At 44.0% G+C, this 20,815-nt stretch carries 22 protein-coding genes; 14 read left to right on the top strand and 8 right to left on the bottom strand.

From position 1 onward, the window contains the following. The first annotated feature begins 59 nt into the window (after positions 1–59). From RJ01_RS01665 to truA, 3 genes are read left to right on the top strand one after another with little or no spacing between them, the layout of a single operon-like run. Positions 60–1,388, top strand: coding sequence for a fimbrial protein FimV (locus tag RJ01_RS01665; RefSeq protein WP_034169857.1), 1,329 nt, complete (start codon positions 60–62; stop codon positions 1,386–1,388). Positions 1,389–1,434: 46 nt separating this feature from the next. Next, on the top strand, positions 1,435–2,406 hold the full coding sequence (locus RJ01_RS01660; RefSeq protein ID WP_034169948.1) for an asparaginase domain-containing protein: 972 nt from the start codon (positions 1,435–1,437) through the stop codon (positions 2,404–2,406). Positions 2,407–2,424: 18 nt separating this feature from the next. Then, positions 2,425–3,222, top strand: coding sequence for a tRNA pseudouridine(38-40) synthase TruA (gene truA / locus RJ01_RS01655; protein ID WP_005232340.1), 798 nt, complete (start codon positions 2,425–2,427; stop codon positions 3,220–3,222). A 126-nt stretch (positions 3,223–3,348) separates the two neighbouring features. On the opposite strand, the gene RJ01_RS01650 is transcribed toward truA, so the two are convergent. After that, the gene (locus tag RJ01_RS01650; RefSeq protein ID WP_004781856.1) at positions 3,349–4,356 is read right to left on the bottom strand and encodes an AraC family transcriptional regulator; all 1,008 of its coding nucleotides are present in this window, start codon (positions 4,354–4,356) and stop codon (positions 3,349–3,351) included. 232 nt (positions 4,357–4,588) lie between these two features. Here RJ01_RS01650 and infA point away from each other — a divergent pair, with 232 nt between their 5' ends. The 4 genes from infA (at position 4,589) to RJ01_RS01635 (ending at position 5,948) form a co-directional block, all read left to right on the top strand. Continuing rightward, positions 4,589–4,810, top strand: coding sequence for a translation initiation factor IF-1 (infA, locus tag RJ01_RS01645; protein WP_001284370.1), 222 nt, complete (start codon positions 4,589–4,591; stop codon positions 4,808–4,810). Between the two features lie 140 nt (positions 4,811–4,950). Beyond that, positions 4,951–5,151, top strand: a complete 201-nt coding sequence (locus tag RJ01_RS16080) for a hypothetical protein (RefSeq protein WP_005232343.1) — start codon at positions 4,951–4,953, stop codon at positions 5,149–5,151. A gap of 32 nt (positions 5,152–5,183) precedes the next feature. Next, entirely contained in the window at positions 5,184–5,345 is a 162-nt protein-coding gene (locus tag RJ01_RS16265) for a hypothetical protein (RefSeq protein ID WP_158651681.1), read from the top strand. Between the two features lie 189 nt (positions 5,346–5,534). Then, positions 5,535–5,948 (top strand): hypothetical protein, encoded by a 414-nt coding sequence (locus tag RJ01_RS01635; RefSeq protein WP_005232345.1) that lies wholly within the window; start codon positions 5,535–5,537, stop codon positions 5,946–5,948. 64 nt (positions 5,949–6,012) lie between these two features. On the opposite strand, the gene leuB is transcribed toward RJ01_RS01635, so the two are convergent. The 4 genes from leuB to leuC all read right to left on the bottom strand — a co-directional run bounded on the left by leuB (position 6,013) and on the right by leuC (position 9,890). Next, positions 6,013–7,092 carry a 3-isopropylmalate dehydrogenase gene (leuB, locus tag RJ01_RS01630; protein WP_005232348.1) on the bottom strand — a complete coding sequence of 360 codons (1,080 nt, stop codon included), beginning with the start codon at positions 7,090–7,092 and terminating at the stop codon, positions 6,013–6,015. Between the two features lie 41 nt (positions 7,093–7,133). Beyond that, entirely contained in the window at positions 7,134–7,697 is a 564-nt protein-coding gene (locus tag RJ01_RS01625; RefSeq protein WP_005232350.1) for a hypothetical protein, read from the bottom strand. 87 nt (positions 7,698–7,784) lie between these two features. Continuing rightward, on the bottom strand, positions 7,785–8,435 hold the full coding sequence (leuD, locus tag RJ01_RS01620) for a 3-isopropylmalate dehydratase small subunit (RefSeq protein WP_005232352.1): 651 nt from the start codon (positions 8,433–8,435) through the stop codon (positions 7,785–7,787). A 21-nt stretch (positions 8,436–8,456) separates the two neighbouring features. Next, on the bottom strand, positions 8,457–9,890 hold the full coding sequence (gene leuC / locus RJ01_RS01615) for a 3-isopropylmalate dehydratase large subunit (protein WP_005232354.1): 1,434 nt from the start codon (positions 9,888–9,890) through the stop codon (positions 8,457–8,459). Between the two features lie 262 nt (positions 9,891–10,152). Here leuC and RJ01_RS01610 point away from each other — a divergent pair, with 262 nt between their 5' ends. From RJ01_RS01610 to ovoA, 3 genes are all read left to right on the top strand, one after another. After that, on the top strand, positions 10,153–10,389 hold the full coding sequence (locus RJ01_RS01610) for a DUF2061 domain-containing protein (RefSeq protein ID WP_005232356.1): 237 nt from the start codon (positions 10,153–10,155) through the stop codon (positions 10,387–10,389). A gap of 185 nt (positions 10,390–10,574) precedes the next feature. After that, positions 10,575–11,444, top strand: a complete 870-nt coding sequence (locus RJ01_RS01605; protein ID WP_004781845.1) for a LysR family transcriptional regulator — start codon at positions 10,575–10,577, stop codon at positions 11,442–11,444. Between the two features lie 217 nt (positions 11,445–11,661). Next, positions 11,662–13,785, top strand: coding sequence for a 5-histidylcysteine sulfoxide synthase (ovoA, locus tag RJ01_RS01600; RefSeq protein ID WP_104427024.1), 2,124 nt, complete (start codon positions 11,662–11,664; stop codon positions 13,783–13,785). A gap of 43 nt (positions 13,786–13,828) precedes the next feature. On the opposite strand, the gene RJ01_RS01595 is transcribed toward ovoA, so the two are convergent. Both RJ01_RS01595 and RJ01_RS01590 read right to left on the bottom strand, forming a co-directional pair. Next, complete coding sequence (locus tag RJ01_RS01595; protein WP_005232362.1) at positions 13,829–14,080, bottom strand: DUF2789 domain-containing protein; 252 nt, start codon at positions 14,078–14,080, stop codon at positions 13,829–13,831. A gap of 156 nt (positions 14,081–14,236) precedes the next feature. Further along, positions 14,237–14,887, bottom strand: a complete 651-nt coding sequence (locus RJ01_RS01590; protein ID WP_005232364.1) for an HAD family phosphatase — start codon at positions 14,885–14,887, stop codon at positions 14,237–14,239. A 182-nt stretch (positions 14,888–15,069) separates the two neighbouring features. Between RJ01_RS01590 and RJ01_RS01585 the strand changes: the two genes are divergently transcribed. From RJ01_RS01585 to RJ01_RS01575, 3 genes are all read left to right on the top strand, one after another. Then, positions 15,070–15,552 (top strand): RNA pyrophosphohydrolase, encoded by a 483-nt coding sequence (locus RJ01_RS01585; protein WP_004781838.1) that lies wholly within the window; start codon positions 15,070–15,072, stop codon positions 15,550–15,552. Positions 15,553–15,643: 91 nt separating this feature from the next. Further along, entirely contained in the window at positions 15,644–17,941 is a 2,298-nt protein-coding gene (ptsP, locus tag RJ01_RS01580; protein ID WP_005232368.1) for a phosphoenolpyruvate--protein phosphotransferase, read from the top strand. Positions 17,942–17,983: 42 nt separating this feature from the next. Further along, a complete protein-coding gene (locus RJ01_RS01575; RefSeq protein ID WP_005232370.1) occupies positions 17,984–18,421 on the top strand; it encodes a hypothetical protein in 438 nt (145 codons plus the stop codon). A gap of 56 nt (positions 18,422–18,477) precedes the next feature. Here RJ01_RS01575 and RJ01_RS01570 read toward each other — a convergent pair whose 3' ends face one another. After that, positions 18,478–18,657: a hypothetical protein gene (locus RJ01_RS01570; RefSeq protein ID WP_005232372.1), complete on the bottom strand. Its 180-nt coding sequence runs from the start codon at positions 18,655–18,657 to the stop codon at positions 18,478–18,480. 621 nt (positions 18,658–19,278) lie between these two features. Between RJ01_RS01570 and RJ01_RS01565 the strand changes: the two genes are divergently transcribed. Continuing rightward, the gene (locus RJ01_RS01565) at positions 19,279–20,799 is read left to right on the top strand and encodes a catalase (RefSeq protein WP_034169856.1); all 1,521 of its coding nucleotides are present in this window, start codon (positions 19,279–19,281) and stop codon (positions 20,797–20,799) included. The last annotated feature ends 16 nt before the right edge of the window (positions 20,800–20,815 follow it).

Below are 20,815 nucleotides of genomic sequence, written 5' to 3'. Positions count from 1 at the left end.
ACACATGACGATTTATTGGGATAGGCGAACTTAAGGACTCTATCCCCAAGGGGTAAAACATGCTGATTTATGTGATTCCATTAGTGATATTGATCATCGTATTAATTGTCGTAAAAAAACGACAAGATGCTCAAGAATCAGATAAAGCAAAAACTAAAACTGTAAAAGCGAAAAAACCTGGCGCTGCGTCAAAATCCACTTCACAAAGAACCAAAGTGGTCGAGCCAGCCGGAGTCGTTAAAAAATCAGCAACGCCTCTATCAGAAGAAATACGCAAGAAAATTGAAGGTCTGATTCAGGAACGTAATTTCTTTGCAGCTGAAGCTCAAATCAATCAGGCACTGAATCGCGATAATTCTCAACATGAGTTATATTTACTGCTACTCGACATTCATATCCTGCAAAAAGATGAATTTGCGATTTCACAGCTGATTAACCATGTTCGCTCTCTGGAACTGGAAGATATTCTGGCTCAGGCTGAGGTCAAAAAGCGTGAGTTTGAAAACTCTTCGGTCGCTGTTCAGGATACTATTGATTTCCCAAGTGCTCAGCCACAAACCCCTCCTGTACAGGAAAGCAAACCTTCTACAGATGCCTTTGCAGACCTGGTTGCCACTCCTGCTTCAAACGAACAGGCATTTGATGCATTACAACAGGAACTGCAACCAAGCAAACCAGCTGCTGTAGCGGAACCAGTACCTGATATCCAACCCTTAGAGTTCAACTTTGAACCGAAGATTCCAGCGGCTGAGCCAGTAAAAACGGAAGAAGCTTCGCCTGTATCAGATAATTCAGTTGAATTTGATCTTCAGATGAGTACTGCTGAAACCCAGACTGCTCCAACAGCAGCAACTGAGTCAGCACCGGTTCTGAATTTTAAGCTTGAGCTTGAACCATCTGTATCTTTAGAAACAGAATCAGCGCCTGCAACAACAGAAGAAATCCAGCCTTTAGATTTTTCTTTCTCTCTAGACACTCCAGCACCTGCTGCGGAAAAAACAGCCGAACCTGCGACTGAGTTTGATCTTTCTGGCCTTGATATTGCAACGCCTGCAACTGAAACGCCTGCTACGACTGAAACATCTGGACTAGATTTCAAACTTGATAATATCGAAGCTGTAAAAGAAGCTCCTGTTTCTACAGGGGTGAATTTTGAGATTCCGACAGCGCCAGTAACTACAGCAACCGATCAACATGATCCATTGGTGCAGTCTTTCCCGGAGCTGATGGAAGTTAATGAAGCGAACCTTAACCTGGAGCTGGCACAGCAATATATCCAGTTAGGCGCTTATGCAGCTGCCCGTGAAGTCATTGCTGAACGTGAAGCTGAATATACAGCAGCACAACGTCAGCAAGCCGATCAGTTGCTGAATCAAATCGCATCTTAATCAATTTCCCTTTACACTAAAGCAGTCACATTTGGCTGCTTTTTTTATGATGAAAGATATTGCACTGATTTATATGGGCGGCACCTTTGGCTGTGTCGGTGACCCGCTCTCCCCTATGTCTGCCGATTTATTTATTCCAAAACTGGAACAGCTGCTTGCTACGGATCAACCGTTGATTCAGTATTACTGCGCTCCTGTGATTAAGGACAGTAGTGCCTGTACTGCTACAGACTGGTTAGAACTGGTGCAATTTATCCAAAATCTGCAATCTGAACAGCAGATACAACATTTTGTGATTATTCACGGGACAGATACCCTGAGCTATGCCAGTGCAGTATTGGCACATTTTATGGGGAATTCAGCTCATATTGTGCTGACTGGCAGCCAGTATCCCCTCCTGAATGCTGAAGGCGATGCGCAACGCGAATTTAGCGATGCCATGGACAATCTGAGCTTTGCGCTCGCTTCAGTAACTCAGTGTAATGCAAATGTTTATCTAGCTTTTCATCAGCAACTGATTCATGCTCAAACTGCCTTAAAGCAGCATACCACTGAGCTGAATGCCTTTACTGGTCTGGACGCTCATATCGCTATTCGGGCCAACCAGCAAAGTTGTCAGGTTACGGCAGACGATATTACCAAAGCTCCAGATTTTAACTGCATGAGCTTGATGATGCAGCCGATTGATTTAGTCCAACAGTTCAATAATCTGAAAAATATTTTAGCCCATCCGCCACACTTCCTATTCCTGCAAGGTTTTGGAACCGGCAATCTGGCCGTCAATCCAGAGATCGTAGATTTCATCAATCAGCTCTATGCCAAAGGCTGTATCTCGGTCTTAACTACTCAAGTGCCTTTTGGTGCCACCGATCAGCGTTATGCCATTGCTGAATGGGTGCATGATTGCAAAATTCTGCTCAATGAAAGTTATGGCCATGCTGATCTTTATGCAAAAGCCCTAAAAATGTATTTACAATATGACACGGTAGAGCAATGGCATGCCCATTGGTACGATTAGTCAGGTTTTGAGGTCATTATGCAGCGTTTTGCAGTGGGAATTGAGTTTTGTGGAACGAATTATCGAGGTTGGCAGACTCAACAGCCGGGCGTAATCAGTGTTCAGGAAACCATCGAGAAGGTACTCAGCAAAATTGCCGATAAACCGATTATTCTGCATGGTGCAGGCCGAACCGATGCCGGCGTGCATGCGACGAATATGGTTGCACATTTTGATACCCATGCCTTGCGTTCTGAACGAGGCTGGTTAATGGGCTCAAATAGCCAGTTACCTAAGGATATCTCGATCCAATGGATCAAGGAGATGGATAATGGCTTCCATGCACGCTTTAAAGCACAGGCACGCCGTTATCGCTATATTGTCTATAACCATCCGGTACGCCCTGCCTTGCTGCATAAACAGGTCACGCATATTTACTATCCACTTGATGTCAAAAAGATGATTGAGGCAGCTGCAAAGTTTGAAGGCACGCATAACTTTGAAAGTTTCCGTGCAGCAGCCTGCCAGTCCAATCAGCCGGTACGTCATGTACGTCATTGCCGCCTGATCCAGCATGGGCCTTATCTGATTCTAGATATTCAGGCGGATGGCTTCCTGCATCATATGGTACGCAATATCATGGGCTGTTTACTGGAAATCGGTCAAGGCATGTATGAGGTTGACCATATTGACCATATTTTTGCAGCAGAAGATCGTAAAGCAGCCGGAGTTACCGCACCACCGGACGGTCTGTATTTTATTCAGGCTGAATATCCAGAGCATTTTGACTTACCCAAAATACCTTTGGGTCCATATTGGTTGAATATGCCGGAATAAGCTAATTATTTTTAATTTTTAAATCCCTCCTAACCTCCCTTTAAAAAGGGAGGAACTCTCCTCCTGAGCAAAGCTTAAGCACTGCTTTAAGCTGAAGCGCAAGAAAGGAGGGACTTAGGATGGTAATTAACGCTGCTTCCGCTTCCGATATTCCACTGGTGTTTCATTGGTCCAGCGTTTAAAGGCACGGTAGAAGGTACTCGGTTCCGAGAATCCAGTCAGATAAACAATACGCTCCACACTTTCATTGGTACTCGCTAATAAACGTTTAGCCAGACGACAGCGATAATCGGACAGAATCTGCTGGAAACTAGTATTAGCCTCACTGAGCTGGGTACGTAGACGACGTGGAGTAATATTCAGTTGAGCGGCTACAGTTTCCAAAGTCGTTTCACCGCTTTCTAAAGTAGAACCGATTGCACGACGCACTTCCCCGACTAAATCGTAACGAGCCAGTTCCTGTAATTTTTCAATCGCCAGCTGTTCATGTAGCTGCAACAGTTCCGGTTCTGCCTGCCAAAGTGGAAAATCCAGAATACTTGGATCAAAATACAAACGGGTTTCTTTCTGCCCCAAACTTACCGGACATTCATAAACCCGGAAATATTCTTCATCTGCCGCGCCTTTGGAAAAATTAAAATCGATATAGATCGGTTCAAAACGGCCTTCAGTAATAAATTTAAAGAAACGCAACACACCTGACATCGCACATTCGGTAAAGTGACGATTGACCAGACTTTCAGCAAAAGGCTGTTCACCATTGGTCAGATAGCAGCGATCATCTTCGACCACCAGCTTGGCATGAAAGGCATCACTGATCAGACGCTGATAAGCCAGTGCACGTTTCAAGCCTTCACCAAAATTCTCTGATGAAATAAACAGATGCTCAATCACCTGTCCGCGATAGAGTGGCAAATGTTCACCCAGATGCAATCCGATATCCGGGTCCTTACTGACCTCTTCTGCGGCAACCCAGAAGGCATACTGAGCACTAAGCGGAGTACGGTCATTGGTCTCCACCTGATTTAAAGCAACTCCTGCTTTCGTCAGAAGTTCTTCTGTTGGCAAACCTGCACGACGAATCGCCTGATAGCCTAAACGCAATACGACTGATGCATCCGTTAGCTGACTCACTCAAAAACCTTCCTTGTATGTACTTCATTTATACTTAAAAAGATTGAAATTAGATTAACTGTGATTGACCAAACTGACAACAGATACCATACGCTTTTTAGTTAAAAAAGTTTAAACTCATACTTCGCTTATTTTACTGACAGATGATCAGTCTAACGCCCATTACACCTTGTGTTTTGCGAAAAAATTGACTATAATTTGCGCCTTTCCAATTTATTCATTCAGGTAGGCTATGGCCAATAAAGAGGAACTCATCGAGTTCGAAGGCGTTGTCACCGAGACGCTTCCTAATACTATGTTCCGTGTACGTTTAGAAAACGGTCACGAAGTAATTGCCCATATTTCTGGTAAAATGCGTAAACACTATATTCGTATTTTGACTGGCGATAGCGTGAAGGTCGAAATGACTCCTTATGATTTGACTAAGGGTCGTATCACATACCGTGCGCGCTAAGTTTTAGCGGAAGCAAAAGCCACTCATCCAGTGGCTTTTTTATTGCCTTTTCTTTTATATCAATTCCCCTGCACATTCCCTATACTGCATTCGAAGATAATCATTTCTATTTTTCCTCTAATAAAAACAGTGAATCATTCATGCAAAAAATCTTGTTTTCTCTGATCCTAGGAATCAGCCTGAGTGCCTGCGCCACTACCAATTCGACAAAATCACGACAACTAGATCAGCAACTACAGCAATATATCGGCCAATCTGCAGAGTCAATTCGCAAGGATCTGGATTTAACTGCACTCGGTTTTAAGACCTCAAAAGCACCTGTACAAACGGAAAACGTCTGAGTTATACCGTACTTCGCACCATTTAACTTCCGTTGGGAACACCCGCCATTCAGCAAAGTGTCAGTATAGGTGCCCCTGTACGACTCGCAACTGCACCCGGCCCGGGTTATCAGGTTGAAATGCCTTGTCAGATTCATTTACAGCTAGAACAAGGGACTGCCCAATCCGTGCAATATAGCGGACGTGCCTGTTAATACTCATTTTTGCTTTTTATTCATTTTGAAGTGAATATAAGAACATTCTAAGTTGTCTTGGATTTGATGGCTACAGCTAACATCTAACTGCCTGATTATTGTTGTCTTACCTAATAATAAATTACAACAGTTCCTCTCACACTTTGCTACTACACTGTTTTTAAGCGTTCCTTGAGTAGGAGTGATGTGATGTTGTTAAGCAAAGGGACTCCTCTGGTATTGGGCTTGAGCATCCTGTTGCTCGGTCTGTCAGGGTGTGCACAGACACCCACGATCAGCCAGGCCGACCGTGAAGCTTATTTACAGCAATTTATTGGCCAGAGCAGCCAGTATATTGATCGCAATTTAGATTTGAAACGTTTGGGTTATCAGCAAATCAGTGAACCTGAGCTCAGCTCCCAACAGCTCAGCTATGTCGTAGAACGTCCTGTGACCGTGCCCTTACCGATTGCCCAATTTCCGGCAGCAGGTACAGGCACAGTTCCGGTTCCAGTCACTGTGAGTCCTGCATCAGGGTATGATGTGAATTTGCAATGCAAGATTACCTTTTTGCTTAAAGACAATATTGCAACTTCTGTCAGCCTTACGGGTCGAACCTGTTAATCAAAATCAGTCATAAAAAAACGCAGCTCAAGGCTGCGTTTTTTACGTAGAAATACTGAGTAACTTAATTCAATGCAGTCACAACTGCCTGACCCATTTCCACCGTACCCACTTTAGTCATGCCTTCAGACATGATGTCAGCCGTACGCAGACCTTGGTCTAAAACATTACCTACCGCATCTTCAATAGCTTTTGCAGCCGCTTCTTCACGGAAGGTATAACGCAGCATCATGGCTACAGACAGAATGGTTGCCAATGGGTTTGCCAGGTTTTGACCTGCGATATCTGGTGCAGAACCATGGCAAGGTTCGTACATCCCTTTACCATTTTCATCCAATGAAGCTGATGGCAACATACCGATTGAACCAGTCAGCATTGCAGCTTCATCAGACAGGATGTCACCGAACAGGTTTGAAGTCACAATCACATCAAACTGCTTAGGCGCACGTACTAATTGCATCGCAGCATTGTCTACATACATATGAGACAAGTTAATGTCTGGATATTGCTCTTCTTTCAGTGCAGTCACGGTTTGTTTCCAAAGCTCAGTCACTTCAAGCACGTTGGCTTTATCGACTGAACATACTTTACCGTCACGCAGGCCAGCAAGTTCGAACGCAACTTTGGCAATACGCTTGATTTCAGATTCTGCATAAACGTCAGTGTTAAAACCTTGTTTTTCGCCATTTTCCAGTTCACGGATCCCGCGTGGCTGACCGAAGTAAATACCGCCGGTCAATTCACGTACGATCAAGATATCCAGACCAGAGACAATTTCCGGTTTCAAGCTAGAGGCATCAGCCAATTGTGGATAAAGAATCGCTGGACGTAAGTTCGCAAACAGATTCAACTCACTACGTAGTTTTAACAGGCCACGTTCTGGACGGATTGAACGCTCAATCGTATCCCATTTTGGACCGCCTACAGCGCCGAGCAGAATTGCATCTGCTTTTTTCGCCTGTTCAGAGGTTACCTCTGGATAAGGTGAACCGTGTGCATCAATCGCAGCACCACCTAAAAGACCTTGTTCCCATGTTAAACCCAGATTGAATTTTTCATTAACTCGTGTAAGCACCTGTTCTGCGGCTTTTACAATCTCAGGGCCAATACCGTCACCAGCTAAAATCAAAATTTGTTTAGACATGAGCTTTTCCATTTATAAGGTCAGGCATCCACCTGACTAGGTTAAATTTTTTTTTCTACAAACTCTGCAATGCCATTGATGACATTATAGGGTTTGCAAAAACGACGAATCACTTTCTGCTCTTGCAACAGGTCCACACACAATGGATCAGGTGCAGAGGCATTTAATAAACTGGTGCTACGTGCATTTCGGTCACGGAACATTTTCAAGGTATAGCGTTTATTCGCCTTAAACTGCTGGAACAGATGCAAGGTCTCAGCCTTATCCTTGCTAATCGGATAGAAACGCACCACCAGTTCATGCTGCCCTTCCGGCACAGATAAATAAATCGGATTATCCTGTTTCAGGTTTTTGGCCTGCAAACGAACCAGACGCTGATCTAGCGCTTCTGGGCTGATTCGCTTGGTGGACTCATCCACAATCATGGTCCGATCTAAACGTTCAAACTGACAATCCGGTGTGCCTGCACAATAAATCAAAGCATTGGATTTGCTTTCTGCATCTTCTTTGGCATGTTTAAGTTTGAAGGTATCAATGCTCTGACACGCGGTCATCAGCACTGATACTGCACTTAGAGCAAGCCACTGTTTCCAATACGTTGCCATGATGTCTGTATTAACCTATCAAAAAAATTAATAATCTTCTGATATTAGCAAGGCCTTCGCAGTCATGCCATGACAATTTTTGCTGTTTTATGAATGAATTTCAGCAAATACCCATGGGCGTGATTGTTTGGTTTTTTCTTCGTAGGCCCGAATATCATCTGCCGCCTGCAAAGTTAAGCCAATATCATCCAAACCATTTAACAAACAATGCTTACGGAATGGGTCCACTTCAAACTTGAAGCTTTCGCCATTTGGTGTACGAACTTCCTGCGCTTCCAGATCAATCGTTAACTGATAACCTTCAGCTGCTGCACATTCCTTGAATAACTGATCAACCGTTTCTTCCGGCAAGATCACCGGCAACATGCCATTTTTAAAACAGTTATTAAAGAAAATATCAGCAAAGCTTGGCGCAATCACAGTACGGAAACCGTATTCATTCAAGGCCCAGGGCGCATGCTCACGGCTTGAACCGCAACCGAAGTTAGCACGTGAAATTAAGATCGATGCACCTTGATAACGTGGCTGGTTTAATACGAAGTCCGGGTTAATCGGACGAACCGAGTTGTCCTGACCTGGATAACCTTCATCCAAATAACGCAATTCATCAAACAGGTTTTCACCGAAACCGGTACGTTTGATCGATTTCAAAAACTGTTTTGGAATAATTAAATCTGTATCGACATTGGCACGGTCTAAGGGTGCAACAATACCTTGTTCAACGGTATAAGCTTTCATATTTCTGCTCCTGCGTACCAATTAAAATGAACGGACATCAACAAAGTGACCGGCAATCGCTGCAGCAGCAGCCATGGCTGGGCTCACCAAATGGGTACGACCGCCATTACCCTGACGACCTTCAAAGTTACGGTTTGAAGTTGAGGCACAATGCTCGCCTGGCTGCAATTTGTCAGCATTCATTGCCAAGCACATAGAACAACCTGGTTCACGCCATTCAAAACCAGCTTCGATAAAGACTTTGTCCAAACCTTCAGATTCTGCCTGCTGTTTCACCAAACCCGAACCCGGAACGATCATGGCCTGTTTAATGCTAGAAGCCACTTTACGACCTTTGATCACTTCAGCCGCAGCACGAATATCTTCGATACGTGAATTGGTGCAGGAACCGATGAATACACGGTCTAACTGAATATCTGCTAAAGCCTGACCTGCAGTTAAGCCCATATATTGATAAGCACGGTTCCAGTCATTGCGCTGTACATCATCTTTGGCCTGTTCCAAAGTTGGGACCGCTTGAGACACCGGAATCACCATCTCAGGAGAAGTCCCCCAAGAGACTTGTGGTTCAATCTCTTCACCTTGCAACACCACAACTGTATCGAAGTGCGCGCCTTCATCAGAATGCAAGGTATTCCAGTACGCAACCGCCTGATCCCATTGCTCGCCTTTCGGTGCATATGGACGGTCTTTGACATACTCAATGGTTTTTTCATCGACTGCGACCATACCGACACGTGCACCCGCTTCAATTGCCATGTTACATACGGTCATACGGCCTTCGATCGACATGTCACGGAATACCTGGCCACCAAATTCAATTGCGTGACCTGTACCGCCAGCAGTTCCGATTTTACCGATAATGGCTAAAACCACATCTTTCGGTGTTACGCCCTGACCTAATTTACCGTCAACGCGTACCAACATGTTTTTCATTTTCTTTTGAACCAGGCATTGGGTTGCCAATACATGTTCAACTTCTGAAGTCCCGATCCCGTGTGCCAAGCAGCCGAATGCACCATGTGTCGCGGTATGTGAGTCACCACATACAACCGTCATACCTGGCAAGGTTAAGCCTTGCTCAGGACCAACAACGTGCGCGATCCCTTGACGAATATCGTTAATATCAAATTCAACAATATCGAACGTCTTACAGTTGTCATCCAAGGTTTGTACCTGGATACGTGAAGTATCATCTTCAATCCCAGCCACGCCCTGCTCACGCTCTTTTTTAGAGGTCGGTACGTTATGGTCAGGTGTTGCGATGTTGGCACTTAAACGCCATGGCTTACGGCCAGCAAGTTGCAAGCCTTCAAAGGCTTGTGGTGAAGTCACTTCATGCAATAAATGACGGTCGATATAAAGTAGAGCTGAACCATCATCTCGTTGTTTTACTAAATGATCATCCCATAACTTATCGTATAATGTTTTTGCTGTTTGGGTCTCGCCTGCCATGTCGATGTGCTCCACTGGACTGGGTAAATTCTTTCGCTAATTTTGATTATATCGCTGCATTCACATAAATCTAATTTATCATTTTTATTAGTTAAAAAACTTTTTGGAATCTTTTAAAACTTAAATTAAATCATAGTTTAGCTCTCTTTTTATAAATCTAATTTTCCGATCGTTTTATTAAAAATATTCGTTTTTACAAATTAAATGAGAATTATTATTATTTCCTCATCGGCACAAATTATCTGTTTTGAGGAAGATCCACATGGCACATATTCAACGTTTCGTAGAAAACAATCAGCGCATGTTCAAAAAGACATTTAGCTATTACATCATGCACATCACCGTTGCGATGTTAGTGGGCTATTTTGTCACAGGCAGTTTAACCATGGCGATTGCCTTGAGTTTATTAGAACCGACTGTACAGGCGGTTGCTTTCTTCTTCCACGAGAAAATCTGGGAAGCAAAACGCCAGCAACAGGATGAGGAAATCACCGCATAATTTTTTGTCGATCTTCCTCTTTTAGCCACCTACCCTCGGTGGCTTTTTTTATGACATAAAATAAAACATTTAAAAATGTGTATTAATTCAACATTAAACCAAGAGTTCTATATTTTTACTTTGATTTATTCTTAAATTATTACAATAATAAACTTAAGCATAAAAAAACTTTATAGGTGATCAAGATGAATCTCGCAGCTTTTGAAGCCTTTGTAAAAGTCATGGAAACAGGTTCGATTTCTCTGGCTGCAGATCAGCTTTTTATTACCCAACCGGCTGTGACCAAACGTATTCACAGTCTGGAAGAATATTTCGGGGTGAAATTATTTGAATCTGCGGGCCGTGGTGTACAGGCCACTCATGCGGCGCATTCCCTGCTGCCTAAGGTAAAAAACTGGCTGAACGAGCTGGGTGATATTCACTATACCCTGAGTCATGAACAGGGTCAGGTACAAGGTAAACTGAAAATTGGCACCAGTCATCATATTGGCCTGCATCATTTACCGAGCCATCTGCGTGAATATGTACAGCAATATCCAAATGTGACGCTAGATGTACATTTTGTAGATTCAGAACAGGCACATGAACAGGTGATTGCGGGTGATCTGGAACTGGCTTTCCTGACCTTGCCACCGCATGGTGATGAACGTCTGAAATATGTCACCATCTGGAATGATCCTCTGGTTTTTGTGGTAGCGCCGTTCCATCCGCTGGCTCAGCAAAAAAACCTGTCTCTTGAAGATCTGGTGAATTACCCAAGCCTGCTGCCTTCTGCGCAGACCTATACCACGCAGATTACTATGGCCGAGTTTGAAAAACAGGGTATCAAGCCGAAAACGACCATGAGCAATAACCCGCTTGAATCCATCCGGATGCTGGTTTCGATTGGTTTAGGCTGGTCAGTCTTACCCAAAACCCTGGTCAATCATGACCTGCAAGAACTGGATCTGAATCTGGAAATGAACCGTCAGCTCGGTATGGTCTGGCATCCGGGTCGTACTCAATCCAAGGCAGCTGAAGCATTGGTTCAACTGATGCAAGGCCCGTCAATTTAAAACTAATTTTCACATTTCTCTGCTGCATCAATATCGGTGCAGCATTTTGTTACCTAAATACATCGCATCTGTCACTTCCTTTCAAGTACTTTTAAAAGCATCAAATTCATTTTCCTGAAGATGAAAAATTAAAACGTACTCAAGGAAGCACAGAATGCAGATCAAATCTTCTGATTCCAAAACTTTATTATCTTCTTCTCATGACCTGCTCGAAGAAATGGGTTTATGGAAACCGCTTAAACCAACGCTACAGCCTACTCCCAACCTTGATTTTGAAGATGAACCGACGACGCGTGCCGTATTACGTAATTATTTTCTAAATACCTTTGACACCTATGAGCAACTGTTTGACTGTCTGAAGAATGAAGAAGCCTTTTATGTCAAACCGATTGCCTTACGTCATCCACTGATCTTTTATTTTGGTCATACTGCCACTTTTTTTATCAATAAGCTGTTGCTGGCTCAACTGATTCCGGAACGTTTAAATCCGCATATGGAAAGCATATTTGCGATTGGTGTAGATGAAATGAGCTGGGATGATCTGGATGAACAGAACTATCACTGGCCTAGCATTCAAGCGGTACGTGATTACCGGCATCAGGTACGTGCCCTGGTCTTGAAAGTGATAGAACATGCGCCGCTACAACTTCCACTAAACTGGCACAATCCCTGGTGGACCATCATCATGGGCATTGAGCATGAACGGATTCATCTGGAAACGTCTTCGGTTTTAATCCGCCAGCATCAGTTACGTTATGTACAAAATCATCCGCAGTGGCGTGCCAATGTCATTACCGGTATTGCACCTGAAAATAGTCTGGTAAAGGTACCGGCAGGTCAGGTCAATTTACATAAAAATTTCGAACATGCTTTTTATGGCTGGGACAATGAATACGGCCACCATCATGCCGAAATTGAAGAATTCGAAGCCTCTAAATATCTGGTATCCAATCAGGAGTTTTTAGCCTTTGTGGAAGCAGAGGGTTATCAGACAGCTAACTACTGGACTGAAGAAGGCCAGCAATGGTTGGCATTTTCTCAAGCCACACATCCTACCTTCTGGATCAAAACTGAACTGGGTTGGTCCTTAAGACTGATGCTGGAAGAAGTTCCGATGCCTTGGGACTGGCCAGTCGAAGTGAATTATCATGAAGCCAAGGCTTTCTGTAACTGGAAATCAGTACAGACCGGAGAGTCCATTCGCCTGCCAACTGAAGATGAATGGTATCGACTGTATGCAGTTTCAGGACTGGATCCCAAATTACCAAGTCCTGAGCAAGCCAATATTGAATTAAAATATGGCCCTAGCTCTTGTCCGGTGGATCATTTTCAGCATGGCGATTTTTATGATGTTCAGGGCAATGTCTGGCAATGGACCGAGACCCCGATTTATCCTTTCGAAGGCTTTCAAGTCCATCCCTTCTATGATGATTTTAGTACCCCTACCTTCGATGGCCAACATCATCTGATTAAAGGCGGTTCCTGGATTTCGGCCGGTAATGAAGCCCTGCACAGTTCACGCTATGCATTCCGGCGACATTTTTTCCAGCATGCCGGTTTTCGCTATGTTGCCGCGGAAGAGACATCACTGCAGTTTCACTCGCAATATGAAAGCGATCAGCTGATTTCCCAATATCTGGAATTCCAGTATGGGGCGGAATATTTCGGTGTTCCAAACTTTGCACAAAGCCTCATCAAACTAGCCCGTCCTTATTTTCAGAACATTCCATGCCATAAAGCACTGGATATCGGGTGTGCGACTGGACGTGCCAGCTTTGAACTGGCTCAAGATTTTGATCAGGTCACCGGTCTAGATTTTTCTGCCCGTTTTATTCAGCAAGGCGTAGTACTGGCCCAAGGAGAGACCCTGCGCTATAGCATTCCTGTTGAGGGCGAACTGGTGGAATATAAATCCTGCTCACTGGCAGAACTTGGACTTGAGCAGGCTGCCAATAAGGTCGAGTTTTATCAGGCCGATGCCTGCAACCTGAAACCTCAGTTTACAGATTATGATTTTATTCTGGCAGCTAACCTGATTGATCGTCTGCATCATCCTAAAGCTTTTCTGAGTGAGATTCATAAGCGCCTGAATATGGGCGGCATTTTGATGCTGGCCTCGCCTTATACCTGGCTGGAAGAACATACAGCACGCAGTGAATGGATCGGCGGATTTAAGCAGGCAGGAGAAAACCTGAGTACCTTAGAGGGCATCAAGGCTTTACTTAGTTCACATTTTGAAATGCTAGACGAACCTGTGGATGTGCCTTTTGTGATTCGGGAAACAGCGCGTAAATATCAACATACCCTGTCCCAAGTAACTTTATGGAAACGAACACAGTAATACCCAAATGAAAAAGCCAATCAACTGATTGGCTTTTTGTTCACTACTCAATTCCGCTAGTGGCATCCTCGTGCAGAGATTCATTGAGCTGATCTACCACAATGGCCCATTCTCCATCTGAAGCAATTTTTTCAGCCAGGAACTGGCGCTGCGCATCTGACCAGTACGGCGCCTCCATCAGGTTTACATCTTTGGGTAATTGATGCTCATGAATAAATTGGGCAATCCCTTCTGCACTTGAATCCAGACCTAACTGTGCAAATAGATGAGTCATACGCGGTCTAACTTGGGTCATTTTCATTACCTCGGCGCTTGCTATCGTTATTGTCGACTTGCTTTATTTGCTCTGAGCATAGCATGTTTATGCAGCAACAGGCATGTCAAAAAGTAGCCTCTTCTGCTTATAAAAAAGCACAACCAAAGTTGTGCCTGATTAAATCGAAAGAATTACTTAAATCGACCAGTTCTGAATTTCCCAGCCCTGTTCTTTAGCCAGTGCTTCCAGACGATCATCCGGATTCACAGCAATGGCATGATCTGCATGTTCCAGCAGAAAACGGTCATTGATTGAATCTGAATAGGCCCAAGACTCGGTCACCTCACGACCAGCCAGCCATTGTTCCAGACGGGTCAGTTTACCTTGCTGATAGCAGGCGATATTGGTCACCTTACCGGTATATTTACCGTCAATGACTTCAGCATTGGTGGCAATAATTTCAGTAATCCCAAACTCACGGAAAATCGGTGCAGTAATAAAGTCCGAAGTTGCAGTAATGCCGACAATTTCATGCCCTGCATCTTTATGGCGCTGAATCGCTTTAAAACCTTCCGGACGCATCTGTGGGCGAATGACTTTTTGCATGAACAGTTGATGTAATTCGGTCAGATAATCATGGTCATGTTGAGTCAAAAACTGGAATACAAATTCATTATAGGCATAAGGATCCAGTTGACCCTTTTTATAGTCCTCATAGAACTTGTCATTCATGGCGCGGTGATGAACGGGATCCACCAGGCCTTCATTGACCAGGAATTCCCCCCAGGAATGATCCGAATCGGTGTTTAACAGGGTGTGATCGAGATCAAATAGCGCCAATTTCATGAAAATACTCGTAAAAACTGAAATTTAAGAAAAAAATTGTAAATCTATCTCCGCTAGTCGATAGAAATTCGTTAAGATCATAGCAATTTTAACATTTTTAAACTTTGCTTTTTTTCGAGTTGGATAAAGAAATAATATTCCCCGAAAGCAAAGGCATAAATTAAACAATTTTAGGTAGCCAAATGATCGACTCAGAAGGTTTCCGACCGAATGTCGGGATCATTTTGGCAAACGATGCTGGACAGGTTTTATGGGCAAAACGCATTGGTCATAATGCATGGCAATTTCCACAAGGAGGTATCCAATATGGAGAAACCCCTGAGCAGGCACTTTATCGTGAGCTGAGAGAAGAAGTTGGCTTACTGCCTGAACACGTCCAGATTATCGCGCAGACCAAAGGATGGTTGCGTTATCGTTTGCCGTATCGATACATTCGCACGGATTCAGATCCGGTATGTATCGGTCAAAAACAGAAGTGGTTTTTACTCAAACTGACGGCACCCGTACAGAACATTCAGCTTGATCTGTCCGATCCGCCCGAATTTGATCAATGGCAATGGGTCAGTTACTGGTATCCATTAGGCCAAGTGGTGAATTTTAAACGCGATGTTTATCGCAAGGCCATGATTGAACTCTGTCAGCAATTACCACAACAAAAACCTTAAAAAAATCGCGTGCATGTGCAGATTTTTTGCTCGGCTATTGTTATAAATAAACTAAATTACCGGACTTCTAAAAAAATACGGAGCAGCACCCATGTCGAATATGCAACTGGATACCCTGAGACGCATTGTCCAAGAGATTAATGCGTCTACCAGTTTGCATGAATCACTCGATATTATGGTCAATCAGGTCGCTGAGGCCATGCATGTGGATGTTTGCTCCATTTATCTGCTCGATGAACGCAACCAGCGTTATCTATTAATGGCATCTAAAGGCCTGAAGCCCGAAGCTGTCGGTCATGTTTCTCTACATACCGGTGAAGGCCTGGTTGGTCTGGTCGGTCAGCGTGAGGAAATCGTTAACCTCGACAATGCCCCTAAGCATGATCGTTTTCTGTATTTACCGGAAACGGGCGAAGAAATTTATAATTCCTTTCTGGGCGTTCCGGTCATGTACCGCCGTAAAGTCATGGGCGTACTGGTTGTCCAAAATCAAGAATCCCAGGATTTTAGTGAAGCAGCCGAATCTTTCCTGGTTACGCTATGTGCTCAGCTTTCGGGCGTAATCGCTCATGCACATGCAGTCGGCAATATTGATGTATTCCGAAAACCAAATAATTTACCGGCATATAAAACCTTCCAGGGCGTATCCGGTTCTGGCGGGATCGCACTTGGTCGCGCCATTGTGCTTTATCCCCCTGCAGATCTAGGCGCTGTTCCGGATCGTGAAGCAGATAATATTAGCGAAGAACTGGCTTTGCTAGATAATGCTTTAAATTCGGTGCGTGAAGAAATTCAGTTCCTGGATGACAAAATGCAGGATGCGCTGATGGCCGAAGAACGTGCTTTGTTCAGTGTATTCCTGCGTATGCTGGATGAAAATGCCCTGCCATCAGAAATTAAAGCACTGATTCGTGATGGTCACTGGGCACAAGGTGCGGTTCGCATCGTGATTGATAACCATGTGGCGCAGTTTGTCCAGATGGAGGATGATTACCTGCGTGAACGTGTCGCTGATCTAAAAGATCTGGGACGTCGTATTTTGGCCAAGTTGCAGGAAGCCGATGAAAGCCATCGCGAACTGACCGATGAAAGCATCCTGATTGGTGAAGAAATTTCAACGGCTGCACTGGTGGAACTGCCTGTTGATAAGATTGCCGCGATTGTCACCACTGAAGGTGCCATGAATTCGCACATGGTGATTGTGGCACGCGCACTCGGTATTCCGACTGTCGTGGGTGTGACTGAACTGCCCATCAATACTCTGGATGACGTCGAGATGATTGTCGATGCGCATCAGGGCCGTATCTTTATCAATCCACCACGTCGTCTGCGTACCCGCTATAAAGAAATTCAGAAAGAAGAAGAACAGATTGCCAAAGATCTACGTCAATACGAGACCAAAGATGCAATTACGCCAGATGGTACCGCTGTACGTCTGTTTGTAAATACCGGCCTGATGATTGATGTGGTTCGTGGTGTACAGCGTGGTGCCAAAGGTGTTGGCCTATACCGTTCGGAAATCCCGTTCATGCTACGTGACCGCTTCCCGGGAGAAGAGGAACAACGTGCCATTTACCGGCAGCAACTGAGTCACTTTGCCAATAAACCGGTAGTCATGCGAACGCTGGATATTGGTGCAGATAAAGACCTGCCATATTTCTCGATTAAGGAAGAAAATTCAGCATTGGGCTGGCGCGGAATTCGTTTTACGCTGGATCATCCTGAAATCTTCTCTTCACAAATTCGCGCCATGCTGAAAGCCAGTATCGGTCTGAACAATCTGCATATCCTGTTGCCGATGGTGACCAGTGTCAGTGAAGTTGAAGAAGCACTGTATCTGTTAGAACGTGATCATCATGCCGTTCAGGAAGAAGAACAGGTCAAAATTACCAAGCCGCAAATCGGGATTATGGTGGAAGTGCCGAGCGTACTGCATCAGATTGATGAGTTTTCTGAACTGGTTGATTTCTTCTCGGTCGGTTCTAACGATTTGACCCAATATTTACTTGCTGTCGACCGTAATAACCCACGTGTGGCCAATGTCTATTCACATTTGCATCCAGCGATTCTGCGTGCTCTGACCCGTCTGGTAGAGGATTGTCACCGTAATAACAAACCGATCAGTATCTGTGGTGAAATGGCTGGTGATCCTCTATCGGCCGTACTATTAATGGCCATGGGATTTAATACCTTGTCCATGAGTTCTAGCAATATTTTGAGAGTCCGAAAAACGATCTGTCATGTACCGATGCCGGATGCACAGGAATTACTCAAACATGTACTAAAACTGGACAATCCACTCATGGTAAAAAGCTGGATGGAGCATTATTTTAGAACACATGGTTTAGGAGATATGGTGAAATCCACCACCCGTATGGTCAGCGCTTAAGGAGGAACTTTTCCAGGTTCCTCTGCATCAGTCGAGGTACTTATGGAATTTGTACTTATCCTGCTTATGCTGGCTGCAGCATTTTATTTTATTATTGCACCGGCCTTACGTTCGCAAAAATCCAGATATACATCTTCTGGTGGTCGTAATAATACAAGTACCAGTCACCAGTATATCCGTGAAACTGAACGTCCTAAAGCCTGTCCCTTATGGGGAATTGAAATTTCTCGTAGCCAGCAACGGCGTTTAGGCAAGAATGATCCATCGGTCATTGCGGCAAAACTGTATCGGCAACAGCTAGGAAAATTTGCCAGTTTTCAGCAGACTCGGCCTATGGCTGATGCTGATCGAAATAGATCTTCGAGTTCTGCGACCCTGCCTCGTTTTTTTCAAAATATGTTTCCCGAAGAAGCTTCTTCAACCACCCGGAGGACTTCACCGCATTCTTCGAAAAGAAATTCATCTTTTAACTATACCTGACAGAATCCCTTAAAATCAGCTTCTGCCCAAAACAGATCTACGTCTTCCTGGCCGCCCTAAGCCGCCCATAAAAAAGGGCGATCATCTTGTTGATATCGCCCTTGTTTGTGCTTGGTATAACCACGTTTTGCATTTTTCTTCCGGTCTACAAAAACCTGGCTTTTGTTGACTTCATGCATGTGTTTTGCCACAAAATTGTGGATCACCACCTGCTTGGCTGTTTTTTTCTTGGCCATTTTGCTCTCTATGTGACTTGGAGGAAGGAGTGAGATAATTATAGGGCTGACTGACTAATTTTCAAGCATATTTGCCAATGCTTTTTAAAAAATAAAGCCCATTTAGCTAGGATTTTCTGTATGCAACAATGCGAGCTATAACCAGAAAATACCCTTATTCCATTCATTATTGTTATGGGTTTCTTCAGCCAAACAAAACTCAATTAAAAAACCATTTAAAATAAACCAGTTATAAAATTCATTTTAAATACCACTTTTCACTTATTATTTTTATCCTTTGATAAAAACATATTATGGACTTAGATATTGTTATTTTCGTTTAATCCCATTCATTATTCGAGTTATTCAAAATATATAGAATTTGATATTGTCAGAGAGTGGAAAACCCGTTACTTTTTTTAAGAGTAACCATTTAATTTTCAATATTTTAAACTTTATTAACTTTAAAAATATTTTTTGAGTGAGCTCACTCAATTATATCCTGAATTCCATTTTGTGCTGTCACACCCTTTATTTAAAGATATTGTAAATATAGTGAAACCTGATCTGATTAGCATATATTTCAATATTTTATGAATACTAGATAAACGACACAAGATATTCAAAACTTGGAGAGGAAAGATGAGCCAAGATTTTAAAAAATGCCCTGTCACCCACCTGACCACTGAAGCTGGTGCGCCTGTGGTCGACAACCAGAACAGTATGACGGCAGGTGCGCGTGGACCTTTACTTGCTCAGGATTTATGGCTGAATGAAAAACTGGCTAACTTTGTTCGTGAAGTGATTCCTGAGCGCCGTATGCACGCAAAAGGTTCAGGTGCATTTGGTACTTTTACTGTGACCAATGACATTACTGAGTACACCCGTGCAAAAATTTTCTCGGAAGTTGGCAAAAAAACCGAAATGTTTGCCCGTTTTTCGACCGTCGCCGGTGAACGTGGTGCAGCTGATGCAGAGCGTGATATTCGTGGTTTTGCCCTGAAGTTCTATACTGAAGAAGGTAACTGGGACCTAGTCGGTAACAATACGCCGGTATTCTTCCTGCGTGATCCACGCAAATTCCCTGACTTAAACAAAGCAGTAAAACGCGATCCGAAAACCAATAAGCGTAGCGCCACCAATAACTGGGATTTCTGGACTTTATTGCCGGAAGCTCTACATCAGGTCACCATTGTGATGTCGGATCGTGGGATTCCGGCTGGTTACCGTCATATGCACGGTTTCGGCAGTCATACCTACAGTTTTATCAATGCCCAAAATGAACGCTTCTGGGTAAAATTCCATATGCGTACCCAGCAAGGCATCAAAAACCTGACTGATGCTGAGGCAGCAGAGCTAATTGCTAAAGACCGTGAAAGCAGCCAGACTGACCTGTTTGATGCGATTGAACGTGGTGATTATCCGAAATGGAAAATGTACGTTCAGATCATGCCTGAAACCGATGCCGAGAAAGTGCCTTATCATCCGTTTGACCTGACCAAAGTCTGGCCGAAAGGTGATTATCCGCTGATTGAAGTAGGTGAATTCGAACTCAACCGTAATCCGGAAAACTATTTCCAGGACGTAGAACAAGCAGCTTTTGCGCCAAGCAATCTGGTGCCAGGCATTAGTTACTCACCGGATCGTATGCTACAGGCACGCTTAGTCAACTATGCTGATGCTGCACGTTACCGCGTGGGCGTGAATCATGCCCAGATTCCGGTCAATGCTGCACGTTGTCCGGTACATTCAAATCATCGTGATGGTTTGGGCCGTATGGACGGCAACTATGGTTCATTGCCGCATTATGAGCCGAACAGTTTCAGCCAGTGGCAGGAACAGCCAGAATTCAGAGAGCCACCACTCAAAATCACGGGTGATGCAGATTTCTGGGATTATCGCAAAGATGATAATGACTACTTCAGCCAGCCACGTGCCCTGTTCAACCTGATGAATGATGAGCAGAAACAGGCTCTATTTAATAATACCGCAGCCGCAATGGGTGATGCGCTTGATTTCATCAAGTACCGTCATATCCGTAACTGTTATGCTTGTGATCCAGCCTATGGTGAAGGTGTTGCCCAAGCTCTTGGGATGAGCGTAGCTGATGCCCAGATGGCTCGAGCAACTGATCCAGCCAAAGGCCTACCAAGCTTTCTCTAAGTTTTTCAGCTTGAAC

The sequence above is a fragment of the Acinetobacter sp. YZS-X1-1 genome, assembly GCF_000804305.1.
Lineage (GTDB): Bacteria > Pseudomonadota > Gammaproteobacteria > Pseudomonadales > Moraxellaceae > Acinetobacter > Acinetobacter variabilis.
This window is presented reverse-complemented; position numbering and strand designations above follow the sequence as displayed.